Genomic DNA, 13,784 nt, shown 5'->3' on the forward strand with positions numbered 1-13,784 from the left:
TGTAACTCCTTTATTGATTACTTATTATTTGAATGATAAATGGTGCAGCGTAAAGTGACATGAATTGAACACCGTAGCTCACACCCAACCGGTTTAGTGTACCACAAATAACACCTATTAATAAAACCCCAAATATATTTATTAAGCCGGCATCAATATAAGCGAGCAGAAAAACAAGCCCAATAAACAACGCCAGTAAACTTTCATGAGGAATTTTGGTTAAAACAAAGGCGGTTAATTTTTCAGAAAGTTTTGTCGCAATAAAGTAAACCAGTACGAGAGCAACCAAACTGCCCACAACAAAAGCTGTAATTAATTCAGACTGTGAATACGCTTGAGTAATCGTTGCACCAATTTTAAAAACAGGAGGAGACTCAAAAAAAGCAGCTCCTGGTCCAATCGCAGTTGGTGCAAGAGGAATTCCAATGGCAACGATTGAAATTAACAGACCTGAAATATAGGTTCCTTGAGCCAAAGCATTCATGGTAGTCACCGTTAACTCCGCTCGTTTTAGTTCATCTTTTTCTTTTTTACCAACTGTTTCGCCAATAAGTAAAATTAACCCGACAGGACTTAAGACAAAGAGGAAATTAGCAATGGCAGTGGAGAAACCAGCTGAAAGACGTTCTTTTTTAGAGAGTGGTTGTTTGCTTTTTTTAATAGTAGGTAAAGTGATTTCTTTTTTAGTAGTTGTGGTCACTTTATCCAGTTCTTTCTTTTGTAATAAAGATAATAAAGAAAGCATCAGAGGGGCAACGGTAATTCCTAGAAAAAATGACGTGGTAATATTTTTATCTAGTGGAACAGCACCTGTTTCCCAGTAAAGATGACGAATACTTTGAAAAAGCATAGCTAACGGAACAATACTAATCATTGATAAAATTTTAGCAGAACTTAACAAAGATAGAAAAATAGCACCACCAATAAATAACCAACTAGCATATGACGTAATCGTTGAGGCAAAAGGTGCTATCAAGTTAGCAATCAAAATGCTAAGAGATAAAGAAACTAGAACGCCGATAATACTAGCACGAGCGATTTTTTTAATGACGGCACTGGTGCGACCGTGTTTTTTGATAATTAACGAGTGCTCAATCATTGGTGCAGATAAGACCCCACCAGGAAGACCTGCAATCAATGTAGGAATAGCATTCATTAAATTAAGAGAAACGCAAGCTGCGATAAAAAAGGCAAGAACTACAAGTGGATGAATGCCTCCTAAAATTAAAGCTAAAGTCACAGGCATTAAAACGCTGGTTTCATCTGTTCCAGGAATCAAGCCGATAAAAGAATAAAGGATGACAGCAAGAGAACTTGCAATCAACATTTGAATAAGTAAATTAATTGTCATGAGTTGTCTCCTTTGTTATCTCTTCTGGTTTTAATTTTCTTTTTGGTTTGATAAAAAAAGAATTTAGAGTAAAAGCGATCATCGCACCTAACAAACCAAAAAATAATTGTTGAGTGGGACTGTTTTTGTCCGCAAGCATATATAATCCCATAGTTAATCCAATTGAGATAAAAAGAGCTTTAATTAAATCAATGACACCAACAATATCTCCCCATATAGTAATTAAACGTTGTTTTTTCATTTATTTCTCCTTTTTAGTAAAATGTTTGTTATTTTATAATAACGAACTTTAAGTAAGGATGATACATTTAATTTCTAGGCTTTATAAATTCTTACAGTATTTTCATTCTGTTTTCATAAAAGATTAAAAAAAAATGAGAAATTGAAATTAAATTGTGATAAACTTATAAAAAAAGTTTGGAAGGTGGAATGTAAAATGGTAGATATAAATTGGGAAGAGTTAGGTTTTTCTTACATTAAAACACCCTTAAGATATCTTTCGTATTGGAAAGATGGTGCGTGGGATGAAGGGGTTATGACTGAGGACAATCAGTTACACATTAGTGAAGGCTCACCGGCAATTCATTACGGGCAACAATGTTTTGAAGGTCTAAAAGCATATCGCTGTAAAGATGGATCAATTAACTTATTTAGAGTAGAGGAAAATGCCAAGCGTATTAATCGAAGTGGCAGACGTTTAATTATGCCAGAGCTCCCTGAAGAAAAATTTATTGAAGCTGTCAAAAAAGTGGTGGCAGCTAATTATGACTATGTTCCTCCTTATGGAACTGGTGGAACCCTTTATTTAAGACCGATTATTATTGGTGTGGGAGACTCGATTGGTGTGGCACCTGCTAATGAATATATCTTCACTGTCTTTTGTATGCCAGTAGGGCCTTATTTCAAAGGTGGCATGAAGCCAACTAATTTTATTGTTTCAGATTACGATAGAGCAGCACCAGCCGGAACAGGAGCGGCTAAAGTCGGCGGAAATTACGCGGCAAGTTTACTGCCTGGAACAGAAGCTAAAGAACGATCATTTTCAGATTGTATTTATTTGGATCCTGCAACACACACTAAAATTGAAGAAGTAGGTGCAGCGAACTTTTTTGGAATCACGAAAGACAATCGTTTTATCACACCAACGTCACCTTCAATCTTACCAAGTATTACAAAATATTCATTGCTCTATTTAGCCAAAGAACGTCTAGGAATGGAAGCTATCGAAGGCGATTGCTACTTGAACGAATTAGATCAGTTTAGTGAAGCTGGCGCCTGTGGAACGGTAGCCGTTATTTCACCAATTGGAGGCATTCAAATTGGTGAAGAGTTCCATAAATTTTATTCAGAGGATGAAGTAGGTCCTGTGACCAAACGCTTGTATGATGAGTTAGTAGGAATTCAATTTGGAGATGTAGAAGCACCAGAAGGATGGATTACCAAAGTAGAGTATTAAAAAAGAGCTAAGGGAGATTTTTTTCTCCCTAGCTCTTATTTTTTAGCTTCTTTTAAAATATTGATTTTTTCGATTTTAACGTCTTTTGTTGGAGTTGATGCTTCGCCACTTGGTCCAGCTTTAACTTCTGTTTTAGCGATTTTATCAACAGTATCCATACCTTCGATTACTTGACCAAAGACGGAATAATTAAAGTCTAACATAGGTGTACCACCTTTTTTATAGGCTTCAATAATTTTATCTGGGTAATCTTCTGAAAGTAATCCATCAGATTTATCTTCTGTATTGTGAACAATATAGAATTGGCTACCTTGAGTTTTTTCAGTTACAGGAGCATTTGTTCTAGCCATAGCTAGGGCGCCATCTAAATGATACAATTGGTTTGAAATTTCAGGAGCGAATTCTTCCTTCCAAATACTTTCCCCACCAGTTCCATCACCTTTAGGATCACCACTTTGAATCATAAACTCATCCATAATACGGTGGAATTTAACACCGTTATAATAACCATCTTTTGCGTGAGTCATAAAATTTTCAACGGCTTTTGGTGCTTGTTCTGGAAATAGTTTGATTTTAATATTCCCTTCACTTGTCACCATCTCAACTAAAGCTTCATTTTCTGCCACTTCTTTATTTAATTGTGGTAACTCAAGTTTATTGATATCAACTTTTTCTTTCTTTTCAGTTGAAGATTGAGCTGTATCACCTGATTTAGGTTTAGTTTCTTTGGTGCTACCATTCCCACATGCTCCTAGTAAAGCAACAGATAATAGAAGAGCAGCAGAGCTGATGATTAATTTATTTCTTTTCATACGAATTTCCTTTCGGTGTTCAAATATTGTGTTCTTAATTATAGTAACAAAAATACACGTGTCTGCCAACAAGTAAAATAGATAAAAGTGGTCTAGACAATTTAAGGCGAGCTTGTTATAATGAAAAGGCATTCAGAATAAACTAGGGGGTTCTTCAATGGGACAATTAGGTATTTCGATTTATCCAGAACGTTCAACATTTGAGAAAGATAAGGCTTATTTAGATTTAGCACACAAATATGGTTTTAAACGCGTTTTTACAAGTTTACTTCAAGTCAATGATGATAAGGAAAAAGTATTAGCAGACTTTAAGAAAGTCGTAGATTATGCAAACTCACTCGATTTTGATGTGATGGTCGATATTAATCCAGCACTTTTTGGTCAATTAAATATCTCTTATGATGATTTATCCTTTTTCCACGAAATGGGCGCAGATGGTATTCGTTTGGATCTCGGCTTTACTGGAGCAGAAGAAGCGAAGATGACTCGTAATCCGTACGGAATTAAAGTAGAAATCAATATGAGTTCAGGCACACGTTATGTAGATAATATTATGAGTTATTCTCCTAATGTAGATCATTTATTAGGCTCACATAATTTCTATCCTCATCGTTATTCAGGGTTAGAGTATCAACATTTTGTGAATTGTTCTAAACAGTTTAGACAATACAATATTAATACAATGGCTTTTGTTAATTCTCATAGTGCCACATTTGGTCCATGGCCAACTCAGGATGGTTTATGTACCTTAGAGGATCACCGTGACTTAGCAATTGGGACACAAGTGAAACACTTCTTATTAACAGGTTTAATCGATGACATTACTATTGGGAATGCGTATGCTTCAGAAGAGGAATTAAAAGAAATGTCAGAAGCCTTCTTTTCTGAAAATCCTAAAATTAAAGTCGACTGTCTAGATACGATTACAGAAGACGAGCGTGTGGTTTTATTTGAGAATTTACATAATTACCGAGGAGATCGTTCGGCTTACATCTTACGTTCAACGATGACTCGAATTAAATATAAAGACCTTCCATTTCCTAAGACCAATACACCGGACATGGTGAGGGGAGATGTCTTGATTGATAACGTGGATTATGGTCAATACAAAGGTGAAACCCAGATTGCTCTTAAAGAGATGAAAAACGATGGTCGCGTCAACGTGGTAGGAAAAATTGCGAAAGACGAATTGTTTTTACTGGATTTTCTAAAACCATGGTCAAGTTTTGAATTGATTGAAAATAAATAAGTGAAAAAATGAGATTGAGCGTAATGGTTCGGTCTCATTTTTGTTTATCTTTATCAAGTTTTAGGCTAGAATAGGGAAGTAAGAAGCGATAAAAGGAGAACTGGTTCATGGATCATAAGGAGATCATTGATCTTTTGGAGAGAAATTATAAAATTTTAAACGAATCTAATGCTAAATGGTTAGATAAGAGAGCAAAATATTTATTAGCAAGAATTTTTACAGGTAAGAAACAGATTTTACCTCTAGCAGAATTTGATTGGTTAGATACTGCGTTTATTCATAAGTCAGGTTTATTTACGAGTTTTTCGAAAGTAACGAGATATACATTAACTGGTTTGATGATTTCTGGGCAGCTGAATTCAGTAGAAGGCATTGAAGAATTATTCTTTAATAAGAAAATACTAAAAGATAATGGCTTTAAATCATCATCAGCAACCTATTTTGCAGCCTACCAACTTTTTCTATCTAAAAGTGAAAGAAGAACAGAGATTGTTCAAAGAGCAGATAGAATTTATAAAGAAATCAAGGCACTGCACCCATTTATTACGACGACCAACGATTACAGTGCAGTGGTGTCATTAGCTCAAGCGGAGCAACTAGCTCACCTGAGTGAAGAGGAAATTTGTGAGATAGTCGAATATTATTTTGAAGAGTTTCAGGGTATTGGACTTAAAAATAGGGACAGTTGTTTAGTAGCCTCAACGTTAGCGACGCTTATGATTGGAAAAAAAGATTGGGATTTCTTAGCTCATTTGAGTTCTTTGATTACATTTTTTGAGAACAATCAAGTTAAAATTAAGAGTCTTCATTTTGTTCCGTTGGTTTCGTTAACTTACCTTAAACAACAAACGGATTTAGTTGATTTGGAGGAGTTACTTGTCTTTATGGAAGAAATTAGTAAGAATATTTCGATTTACTTTGAGTCAGATTACAAAGAGTCTCTAGCAATGAGTTTATATGCTGAAAGTAAATCAAATAGTTTGAGTCAGACAAATGTAACAACTCTTTCAGTTTCCTTTAACCAAATAATTGTTCAAGAACAAACGATGCTTGCGAGTAATGCTGTCGCACTAATCAATAAGAATATTTAAAATTACAAGAGAAACATTAGAAGAAATTGGACAAATGCAGTGGCAACAAGTACAATGATGAAGAGATTTTTTTAGAATATGAGGAGGACAAGAGATGTCCATGTTTTTAGATCAGGTAACAATTAATGTAAAAGCCGGTAAAGGTGGCGACGGAATGGTTGCTTTCCGCCGTGAGAAATATGTACCAGACGGTGGCCCAGCTGGTGGTGACGGTGGTAAAGGTGGTAGTGTGATTCTCGTTGTAGATGAAGGCTTACGTACTTTAATGGATTTTAGATTTAACCGCCATTTTGCAGCAGATGCTGGTGAAAATGGGATGAGTAAAGGAATGCATGGTAGAGGATCAGAAGATAAATATATCAAGGTCCCTGCTGGAACAACAGTGAGAGATAAAGAAACTGGTAATTTATTAGGGGATTTAGTTAAACACGGTGAGCAATTACTAATTGCTCGTGGTGGACGTGGTGGTCGCGGTAATATTCGTTTTGCGACACCAAGAAACCCTGCACCTGAAATTTCAGAAAATGGTGAACCAGGACAAGCACGCGAAATCGAAATGGAATTAAAAGTGTTAGCAGACGTTGGATTAGTAGGATTCCCATCAGTAGGTAAATCAACACTACTTTCAATCGTTTCAAAAGCTAGACCAAAAATTGGTGCTTATCATTTCACGACCCTTGTACCTAATTTAGGTATGGTAGCAACTCAAGATGGTGACAGCTTTGTTATGGCTGATTTACCAGGCTTAATCGAAGGAGCTTCTCAAGGTATTGGGTTAGGAACACAGTTCTTACGTCATATTGAGCGCACGAGAGTTATCTTACACGTGATTGATATGAGTGGTATGGAAGGTCGCGATCCTTATGAAGATTATGTTTTAATCAATAAGGAATTAGAAACACATAATATGCGTCTTCTAGAGCGTCCACAAATTATTGTGGCTAACAAAATGGATATGCCAAATGCTGAAGAGAATTTAGCAATCTTTAAAGAGCAAATTGCTGCTTTAAAAGAAGACGAGTACGCAGATGATATTCAAATCTTCCCAATTTCTAGTGTAGCTAGACAAGGGTTAGAGCCTTTATTAAATGCAACAGCTAAATTAGTGGATATTACACCTGAATTTCCAATGTATCAAGAGGAAGAAGTGGAAGAAGTGGTTCACTATGACTTTAAAGAAGAAGATCCAGACTTTAATGTTTCTCGTGATGATGACGCTACTTGGGTTCTTTCAGGAGATAAATTAGAGAAATTATTCATCATGACAAACTTCGACCGTGAAGAGAGTGTTATGAAATTTGCTCGCCAATTAAGAGGCTTAGGTGTGGATGAAACCTTAAGAGGTATGGGAGCTAAAGATGGTGACATCGTACGTATTAAAGAATTTGAATTTGAATTTGTGGATTAAAACAATGAATTTACAAGGGTCAAAATTGAGGATATTTCTCAGTTTTGACTCTTTTTTGTTTTTTTACTTGTGATAATCATTTTCATTTGCTATACTATGGATAAGTTTTAGGTAACCCTAAAAATATAATTAATTTAACCGAAATAGAAAAGAGGGTGTTCGTTTATGATGAATACAACAACAGCATCTTTTGAGATGTGTGAAGAATTAACTAATAAGCCAATTGATGTATCAAACATGACTGTGGCTTATCAACATAAAAAAGCAATCGAAGAAGTAACTGTATCGATTGAACCAGGAAAAATCACAGGGATTATTGGACCAAATGGTGCAGGAAAATCAACGCTATTAAAAGCAGTAATTGGTTTAATCAAAACAGAATCAGGGGAAGTTACTGTTTCTGGCAAGTCATTAGATGTTATCAGAAAGAAAATTGCTTATGTGGAACAAAGAAGCGCCATTGATTTAACATTTCCAATTAAAGTCGATGAAGTGGTACTATTAGGAACATTTCCTAATCTAGGGTTGTTTAGAAGACCTAAGAAAGCGCAAAAAGAAAAAGTAATGGAATGCTTAAAACAAGTGAAGATGGAAGATTTTTCAAAACGACAAATCGGTAATCTATCTGGTGGACAATTACAACGTGTCTTTATCGCTAGAGCTTTAGCGCAAGAAGCGGATATTATTTTTTTAGATGAACCATTTGTTGGGATTGATATGGTGAGTGAAAAAGTCATTGTTGACCTACTCAAAGAATTAAGAAATCAAGGTAAGACAATTGTCATCGTCCATCATGATTTACATAAAACACGTGAGTACTTTGATAATTTAATTATTTTAAACAAAAAATTAGTCGCATCAGGAAGTGTCGACACAACTTTTGTCACTAAAAATATCCAAGCAGCATATGGGGATTCGATGGGTGAAATTGTTATAAAAGGAGTGAATGACTAATGATACAAAATTTTATTAATGGGTTAATACAGTATGAATTTTTACAAAATGCGTTGATGACGTCAATCATCGTTGGTGTGGTATCGGGTGTTATTGGAAGTTTTATTATTCTTAGAGGAATGTCTCTCATGGGGGATGCAATATCTCATGCGGTATTACCTGGGGTTGCGGTAAGTTATATTGTGGGAGCTAATTTCATGATTGGTGCTTCAATCTTTGGTGTTGCAGCAGCTGGTTTAATTGGCTTTGTGACACAAAAGAGTAAATTAAAGAGTGATACAGCCATTGGGATTGTTTTTAGTTCATTCTTTGCTTTAGGGATTATTTTAATCTCATTTGCTCAAAGTTCTACCGATTTATATCACATTTTATTTGGGAATGTATTAGCAGTGCGACCAAGTGATCTATACACAACATTAGGTGTTGCGGTTGCTGTTATCCTGTTTGTCGCACTATTTTATAAAGAATTACTTGTCAGCTCATTCGATCCAGTAATGGCTAAAGCTTACGGATTAAAAGTCCAAGTAATCCACTATGCGTTAATGTTTTTCTTAACACTTGTGGCAGTATCTTCACTACAAACAGTAGGGACTGTTTTAGTTGTTGCCATGTTAGTAACACCAGCTGCGACAGCTTATTTATTAACAGATAGATTGTCAGTCATGATTTTCTTATCAAGTTTAATTGGTGGTATTAGTGCGGTAGTAGGATTGTTTTTCAGCTATTCGTACAACTTGGCTTCAGGAGCAACGATCGTTTTAACAACAGCGGTGTTCTTTATCATAGCATTTATTTTTTCACCAAAACAAGGATTTATATTTAAAAAGAAAGAGGTCGTTATTATTGAAGAAGTTTAAAGTCTTATTAATCAGTTTAATCTCCGCACTAGCTGTTTTCACATTAGCAGGTTGTGCTCAGGGAGGCTCATCTAAAGCAGATAGTAAAAAAGAAGATGAGGGAAAATTAAAAATTGTAGCGACAAACTCAATCTTAGCTGACATGGCTGAACAAGTTGGAAAAGATAAAGTATCTATTCATAGTATTGTACCTCGTGGGACAGATCCTCATGAATTTGAACCTTTGCCAGAAGATATTGCCAAAGCGACAGATGCAGACATTATTTTCTACAATGGGTTAAACCTTGAAACGGGTGGCGATGGCTGGTTCATGAAGTTAATGAAAACATCTAAAAAAGAAGAAGGTAAAGATTACTTTGTGACAAGTAAAGATGTGAAACCAATGTACTTAACAAGTAAAGGTCAAGAAAGTGAACAAGATCCTCATGCTTGGTTATCCTTAGCTAATGGTATTATCTACGTGAACAATATTAAAGATGTCTTAGTCGAAAAAGACCCAGAAAATAAAGAGTTTTATGAGAAAAATGCTAAAGAATATACAAATGAATTACAAGCACTACATGATAAAAATGTAGAACGTTACAAAGATATTCCAGAGGATAAAAATCTGTTAGTAACAAGTGAAGGTGCCTTTAAGTATTATTCAGAAGCCTACGGAACTAAAGCAGCTTATATTTGGGAAATCAACACAGAAAGTCAAGGAACACCAGAACAAATGAGTCAAATTATCGATGAAATTAAAGAAACAAAGGTACCTGCTTTGTTCGTTGAACAGAGTGTAGATCCAAGAAGTATGGAATCTGTTTCAAGAGAAACGAAAATTCCTATTTTTGATACTATCTTCACTGATTCTTTAGCTAAAGAGGGAGAAACAGGAGATACATATATTACTATGATGACTTGGAATTTAGATAAGATACATGAAGGATTAACGAAATAAGAGTGTTTTTAAGGAGGTTAACTATATAAATAGTTGGCCTCCTTTATTTTTCATGTCAATTGAAAGGAAAAATTGATACAATAATAGAAAGAAACTCTTAATTTTACAAAACAATTGTTGCTTAACAAGTAAATTTTTCATAAAATATATAGGGTAAACTTAAAATAGAAAAGTAGGTACAATATGGAAATCCAATTTTTAGGAACAGGTGCAGGTGTACCTTCAAAGCAGCGTAATGTCACAGGAATTGCGCTTAAATTATTAGATGAAAGAAATGCTGTCTGGTTATTCGATTGTGGTGAAGGAACGCAGCAGCAAATTTTAAATACAACGATTCGACCAAGAAAAATCGAAAAAATCTTTATTACTCATTTGCATGGTGATCATATTTTTGGATTACCAGGTCTTTTAAGTAGTCGTTCATTCCAAAGTGGTGAAGGTGTGTTAGAAATTTATGGTCCTAAGGGTATCCGTAATTTTGTTTTAACCAGTTTGAAAGTATCAGAAACTCATCTGAAGTATCAAATTAAATTTATCGAAATTGAAGAAGCTGGTTTGATTTTTGAAGATCAAGGATTCAAGGTATATTGTGAAGAGTTAGATCACCGGATTAAGTGTTACGGTTACCGCGTTGAGGAAGCTGATTTCCAAGGAGAATTACTTGTCGATAAATTAAAAGAGTTGAATATTCCTTCAGGCCCAATTTATAAACGAATTAAAAATGGCGAAATATGCGAATTAAATGATGGTCGTGTCATTGATGGGAAAGACTTTATCGGAGAATCTCGTGATGGTCGTATTGTCACTATCCTGGGTGATACAAGACTGCATCCCAATAGCTTAAAATTAGCTCAAGATGCGGATGTCTTGGTACATGAGAGTACCTTTAGTCGTGATGAAAGTAAAATGGCGAAAAGTTACTATCATTCAACATCAACACAAGCAGCAAGTGTGGCTCGTGATAGCAAGGCAAAACAGTTACTATTAACGCATATTAGTGCGAGATATTTAGGCAAAGCTGTTCATGATTTAGAAGATGAAGCAAAAGCAGTGTTTCCTAACACTAAAATTGTGCGTGATTTTGATGTGATTGAAATTCCTCTTAAGAAGAATTAAGGAGCAAAAAGAATGACAAAAAGAATTGGAAATTTAGCAGGTAAAACGGTTCTAATAACAGGCGCTTCAAGTGGTTTGGGCGAACAGATTGCCTATGAAGCCTCAAAAGCTGGGGCAAGAGTGGTTCTTTGTGCCAGAAGAATAGATAAGTTGATTGAAATAGCAGGAATTTGTGAAGAGTATTCCCAGTTGGAAGCTTACTTCTTCACCTTAGACATTAGTGATTTTGATGATGTTGAGTCAAAATTTAAGGCATTAAAAGCAGAAAATTTTGATATCGATGTGTTGGTTAATTGTGCGGGATTTGGTCTTTTTGAACCATTTTTAGAGACAAAATTTTCTGATACTAAGCAGATGTTCTTAGTGAATGTCCTTGGTTTGATGTATATTACTCAAAAAATAGGGATTCAAATGGCTGAAAGAGGTTGCGGACATATTATCAATGTAGCATCTCAAGCAGGTAAAATGGCAACACCTAAATCAAGTATTTATGCTGCTACAAAATTTGCGGTAATTGGTTTTTCTAACAGTTTACGTTTAGAAATGAAACCCTTAGGAATCAGTGTTACAACCGTTAACCCTGGACCGATTAAAACGCCTTTTTTTGATTTAGCAGATCCAAGTGGAACGTATTTAAAATCAATTGACAAATTAGCGTTAGATCCTCAAAAATTGGCTAAAAAAATAGTCAAAGCGATGGGAACAAATAAAAGAGAAATCAATTCCCCTTATCTAATGGAGATTGGTAGTAAATCTTATCAGTTATTTCCCCATATTGGTGATTTTTTAGCTGGTACGATCTTTAATAAAAAATAGGAGGTTCTTACTATGAAGAAAACAACCAAATTATTTTTAGTCTTAATTTTATCCTTCATTGTGGTACTTTTTTCAGTGATCAATGCGCAAAAAATTGAAGTTAATTTAATGCTTGCGAAGATTTCGCTACCATTAGTTGTGATTATAATTGGTTCAGTTTTAGTAGGTGCATTAATCGTTGCTATTGTCATAAGCAGTACGATCTGGCAAAAAAATAAAACGATTAAACAATTAAAACAAGAAGTCCATGCGTTAAAAACGACAGAAACTTCTAATTTTGATTTAGCAGATGATGAAGAAAGTGTTAATTTAAGACAAGAATTAAAAAATAAAGAGTTAGAAATATCTGATTTAAGACACCAATTAGTGAATCAAATGATGTCAGAGAAAAAAGAAACGCCTGAGATAAGTGACTGGCAGGAAAACACAGAAAATTAAATTTAAGGGACTCAGACTAGCGTAATTCAAAAATAATAGTATAATACTAGTTATGTTTAATGAAAACAAACCAGAAAAGAGAGGAAATATGCAGAGAAGAAATAAAGAATTAACGAAACAGATAGACTACGGGATACTACTTCCAGTTTTTTTATTGTCTATTGTAGGGATGTTGTCACTGTATGTTGCTTTAGATAAAGATGCCGGAATGAAAAATATCGTGTCTCAAATGGCTCAACAAGGCTTGTGGTATGTTGTGGGTGGGGTGCTGATTTTTGTGATTATGCAGTTTAGCCCTAAAGCGATTTGGAAATTAACGCCATACGGTTATATCTTGGGTCTTGGTGTTATGACGGCGTTGCTCTTTTACTATGATACCACTCTAGCAGACAGAACAGGTTCTAAAAACTGGTTTAGAGTCGGGAGTTTAACTTTCCAACCAGCGGAGTTAATGAAAATAGCGTATATCCTAATACTGTCTTACATTGTAACGGGACATAATTTAAAAAATACCGCACGAACACTAAAAACAGATGGAATGTTGATTTTAAAATTAGTGATAGCAACGATTCCAGTGGCTGTTCTTTTAAAATTACAAAATGATTTTGGAACAATGCTTGTATTTGTTGCCATTCTAGGTGGAATTTTTATTATGTCTGGGATTTCTTGGAAAATAATTGTTCCGGTGGCTGTGACGTTTACTGTATTAGGTGCTGGTATTTTATACTTAGTGACAACTGATGCGGGGAGAGAGCTGTTATATAGCGTTGGATTTAAAAGTTACCAATTTGCTCGTATTGATAGTTGGATTGATCCCTTTCATGATGCCACAGGTAATTCTTACCAACAAGCTCAAGCTTTAAAAGCGATTGGGTCTGGTGGGATTGGTGGTAAAGGATTTAATGTATCAGATGTGTATGTGCCTGTTAGAGAATCAGATATGATTTTCTCAGTGATTGCTGAAAATTTCGGTTTTATTGGTAGTACATTCGTTATTCTGTTGTATTTTATTTTAATTTACCGAATGATTAGAGTTTGTTTTGATACAAATAATGAATTCTTTTCGTATATTGCCACAGGTGTGATTATGATGATTTTATTCCACGTATTTGAAAATATTGGAGCGAATATTGGATTACTACCTCTAACGGGTATTCCATTGCCGTTTATTAGTCAAGGTGGTTCTTCACTTATGAGTAATATGATTGGTGTTGGTTTAGTGATGTTGATGAGGTATCAATACCAACCAGAAGAAGTGGATTTAAGAAGTATGAGACGTTCTAAATAAAAGTAGTT

The 13,784-nt window shown here is 35.0% G+C and carries 14 protein-coding genes; 11 read left to right on the top strand and 3 right to left on the bottom strand.

Annotated features, from left to right (window positions below; all coding sequences use genetic code 11):
- Positions 1–10 precede the first annotated feature (10 nt).
- Positions 11–1,351: a tripartite tricarboxylate transporter permease gene (locus G7082_RS10320; protein WP_166035006.1), complete on the bottom strand. Its 1,341-nt coding sequence runs from the start codon at positions 1,349–1,351 to the stop codon at positions 11–13.
- Complete coding sequence (locus tag G7082_RS10325; protein ID WP_166035007.1) at positions 1,341–1,592, bottom strand: hypothetical protein; 252 nt, start codon at positions 1,590–1,592, stop codon at positions 1,341–1,343. The genes G7082_RS10320 and G7082_RS10325 overlap by 11 nt, the downstream gene beginning before the upstream one ends.
- Positions 1,593–1,787: 195 nt before the next feature.
- Between G7082_RS10325 and G7082_RS10330 the strand changes: the two genes are divergently transcribed.
- Positions 1,788–2,807 carry a branched-chain amino acid aminotransferase gene (locus G7082_RS10330; RefSeq protein WP_166035008.1) on the top strand — a complete coding sequence of 340 codons (1,020 nt, stop codon included), beginning with the start codon at positions 1,788–1,790 and terminating at the stop codon, positions 2,805–2,807.
- A gap of 35 nt (positions 2,808–2,842) precedes the next feature.
- Here the strand turns inward: G7082_RS10330 and G7082_RS10335 are convergent, their stop codons facing one another.
- Entirely contained in the window at positions 2,843–3,619 is a 777-nt protein-coding gene (locus tag G7082_RS10335) for a peptidylprolyl isomerase (protein ID WP_166035009.1), read from the bottom strand.
- Between the two features lie 157 nt (positions 3,620–3,776).
- Here G7082_RS10335 and G7082_RS10340 point away from each other — a divergent pair, with 157 nt between their 5' ends.
- The 10 genes from G7082_RS10340 to G7082_RS10385 all read left to right on the top strand — a co-directional run bounded on the left by G7082_RS10340 (position 3,777) and on the right by G7082_RS10385 (position 13,776).
- Complete coding sequence (locus tag G7082_RS10340; RefSeq protein WP_166035010.1) at positions 3,777–4,868, top strand: DUF871 domain-containing protein; 1,092 nt, start codon at positions 3,777–3,779, stop codon at positions 4,866–4,868.
- Between the two features lie 107 nt (positions 4,869–4,975).
- Positions 4,976–5,959 carry a DUF4003 family protein gene (locus tag G7082_RS10345; protein ID WP_166035011.1) on the top strand — a complete coding sequence of 328 codons (984 nt, stop codon included), beginning with the start codon at positions 4,976–4,978 and terminating at the stop codon, positions 5,957–5,959.
- 94 nt (positions 5,960–6,053) lie between these two features.
- Positions 6,054–7,367 carry a GTPase ObgE gene (obgE, locus tag G7082_RS10350; protein WP_166035012.1) on the top strand — a complete coding sequence of 438 codons (1,314 nt, stop codon included), beginning with the start codon at positions 6,054–6,056 and terminating at the stop codon, positions 7,365–7,367.
- 168 nt (positions 7,368–7,535) lie between these two features.
- Positions 7,536–8,321 carry a metal ABC transporter ATP-binding protein gene (locus G7082_RS10355; RefSeq protein WP_420825033.1) on the top strand — a complete coding sequence of 262 codons (786 nt, stop codon included), beginning with the start codon at positions 7,536–7,538 and terminating at the stop codon, positions 8,319–8,321.
- Positions 8,321–9,178: a metal ABC transporter permease gene (locus G7082_RS10360; RefSeq protein WP_166035013.1), complete on the top strand. Its 858-nt coding sequence runs from the start codon at positions 8,321–8,323 to the stop codon at positions 9,176–9,178. The genes G7082_RS10355 and G7082_RS10360 overlap by 1 nt, the downstream gene beginning before the upstream one ends.
- The gene (gene efaA / locus G7082_RS10365; RefSeq protein ID WP_166035014.1) at positions 9,165–10,118 is read left to right on the top strand and encodes an Mn/Fe ABC transporter substrate-binding lipoprotein EfaA; all 954 of its coding nucleotides are present in this window, start codon (positions 9,165–9,167) and stop codon (positions 10,116–10,118) included. Before G7082_RS10360 ends, efaA begins: the two co-directional genes overlap by 14 nt.
- A 183-nt stretch (positions 10,119–10,301) precedes the next feature.
- Positions 10,302–11,234 (top strand): ribonuclease Z, encoded by a 933-nt coding sequence (rnz, locus tag G7082_RS10370; RefSeq protein ID WP_166035015.1) that lies wholly within the window; start codon positions 10,302–10,304, stop codon positions 11,232–11,234.
- A gap of 12 nt (positions 11,235–11,246) precedes the next feature.
- Positions 11,247–12,050, top strand: a complete 804-nt coding sequence (locus G7082_RS10375; protein ID WP_166035016.1) for an SDR family NAD(P)-dependent oxidoreductase — start codon at positions 11,247–11,249, stop codon at positions 12,048–12,050.
- Between the two features lie 12 nt (positions 12,051–12,062).
- A complete protein-coding gene (locus G7082_RS10380) occupies positions 12,063–12,488 on the top strand; it encodes a LapA family protein (protein WP_166035017.1) in 426 nt (141 codons plus the stop codon).
- Positions 12,489–12,576: 88 nt separating this feature from the next.
- A complete protein-coding gene (locus tag G7082_RS10385) occupies positions 12,577–13,776 on the top strand; it encodes an FtsW/RodA/SpoVE family cell cycle protein (protein ID WP_166035018.1) in 1,200 nt (399 codons plus the stop codon).
- Positions 13,777–13,784 lie beyond the last annotated feature (8 nt).

The sequence above is a fragment of the Vagococcus hydrophili genome (genome assembly GCF_011304195.1).
GTDB classification, from domain to species: domain Bacteria; phylum Bacillota; class Bacilli; order Lactobacillales; family Vagococcaceae; genus Vagococcus; species Vagococcus hydrophili.

What these genes read in the sequence shown, in the direction of transcription:
- G7082_RS10320 (WP_166035006.1), bottom strand. Translation starts at nt 1,351, where the DNA reads ATGACAATTAATTTACTTATTCAAATGTTGATTGCAAGTTCTCTTGCT.
- G7082_RS10325 (WP_166035007.1), bottom strand. Translation starts at nt 1,592, where the DNA reads ATGAAAAAACAACGTTTAATTACTATATGGGGAGATATTGTTGGTGTC.
- G7082_RS10330 (WP_166035008.1), top strand. Translation starts at nt 1,788, where the DNA reads ATGGTAGATATAAATTGGGAAGAGTTAGGTTTTTCTTACATTAAAACA.
- G7082_RS10335 (WP_166035009.1), bottom strand. Translation starts at nt 3,619, where the DNA reads ATGAAAAGAAATAAATTAATCATCAGCTCTGCTGCTCTTCTATTATCT.
- G7082_RS10340 (WP_166035010.1), top strand. Translation starts at nt 3,777, where the DNA reads ATGGGACAATTAGGTATTTCGATTTATCCAGAACGTTCAACATTTGAG.
- G7082_RS10345 (WP_166035011.1), top strand. Translation starts at nt 4,976, where the DNA reads ATGGATCATAAGGAGATCATTGATCTTTTGGAGAGAAATTATAAAATT.
- obgE (WP_166035012.1), top strand. Translation starts at nt 6,054, where the DNA reads ATGTCCATGTTTTTAGATCAGGTAACAATTAATGTAAAAGCCGGTAAA.
- G7082_RS10355 (WP_420825033.1), top strand. Translation starts at nt 7,536, where the DNA reads ATGAATACAACAACAGCATCTTTTGAGATGTGTGAAGAATTAACTAAT.
- G7082_RS10360 (WP_166035013.1), top strand. Translation starts at nt 8,321, where the DNA reads ATGATACAAAATTTTATTAATGGGTTAATACAGTATGAATTTTTACAA.
- rnz (WP_166035015.1), top strand. Translation starts at nt 10,302, where the DNA reads ATGGAAATCCAATTTTTAGGAACAGGTGCAGGTGTACCTTCAAAGCAG.
- G7082_RS10375 (WP_166035016.1), top strand. Translation starts at nt 11,247, where the DNA reads ATGACAAAAAGAATTGGAAATTTAGCAGGTAAAACGGTTCTAATAACA.
- G7082_RS10380 (WP_166035017.1), top strand. Translation starts at nt 12,063, where the DNA reads ATGAAGAAAACAACCAAATTATTTTTAGTCTTAATTTTATCCTTCATT.
- G7082_RS10385 (WP_166035018.1), top strand. Translation starts at nt 12,577, where the DNA reads ATGCAGAGAAGAAATAAAGAATTAACGAAACAGATAGACTACGGGATA.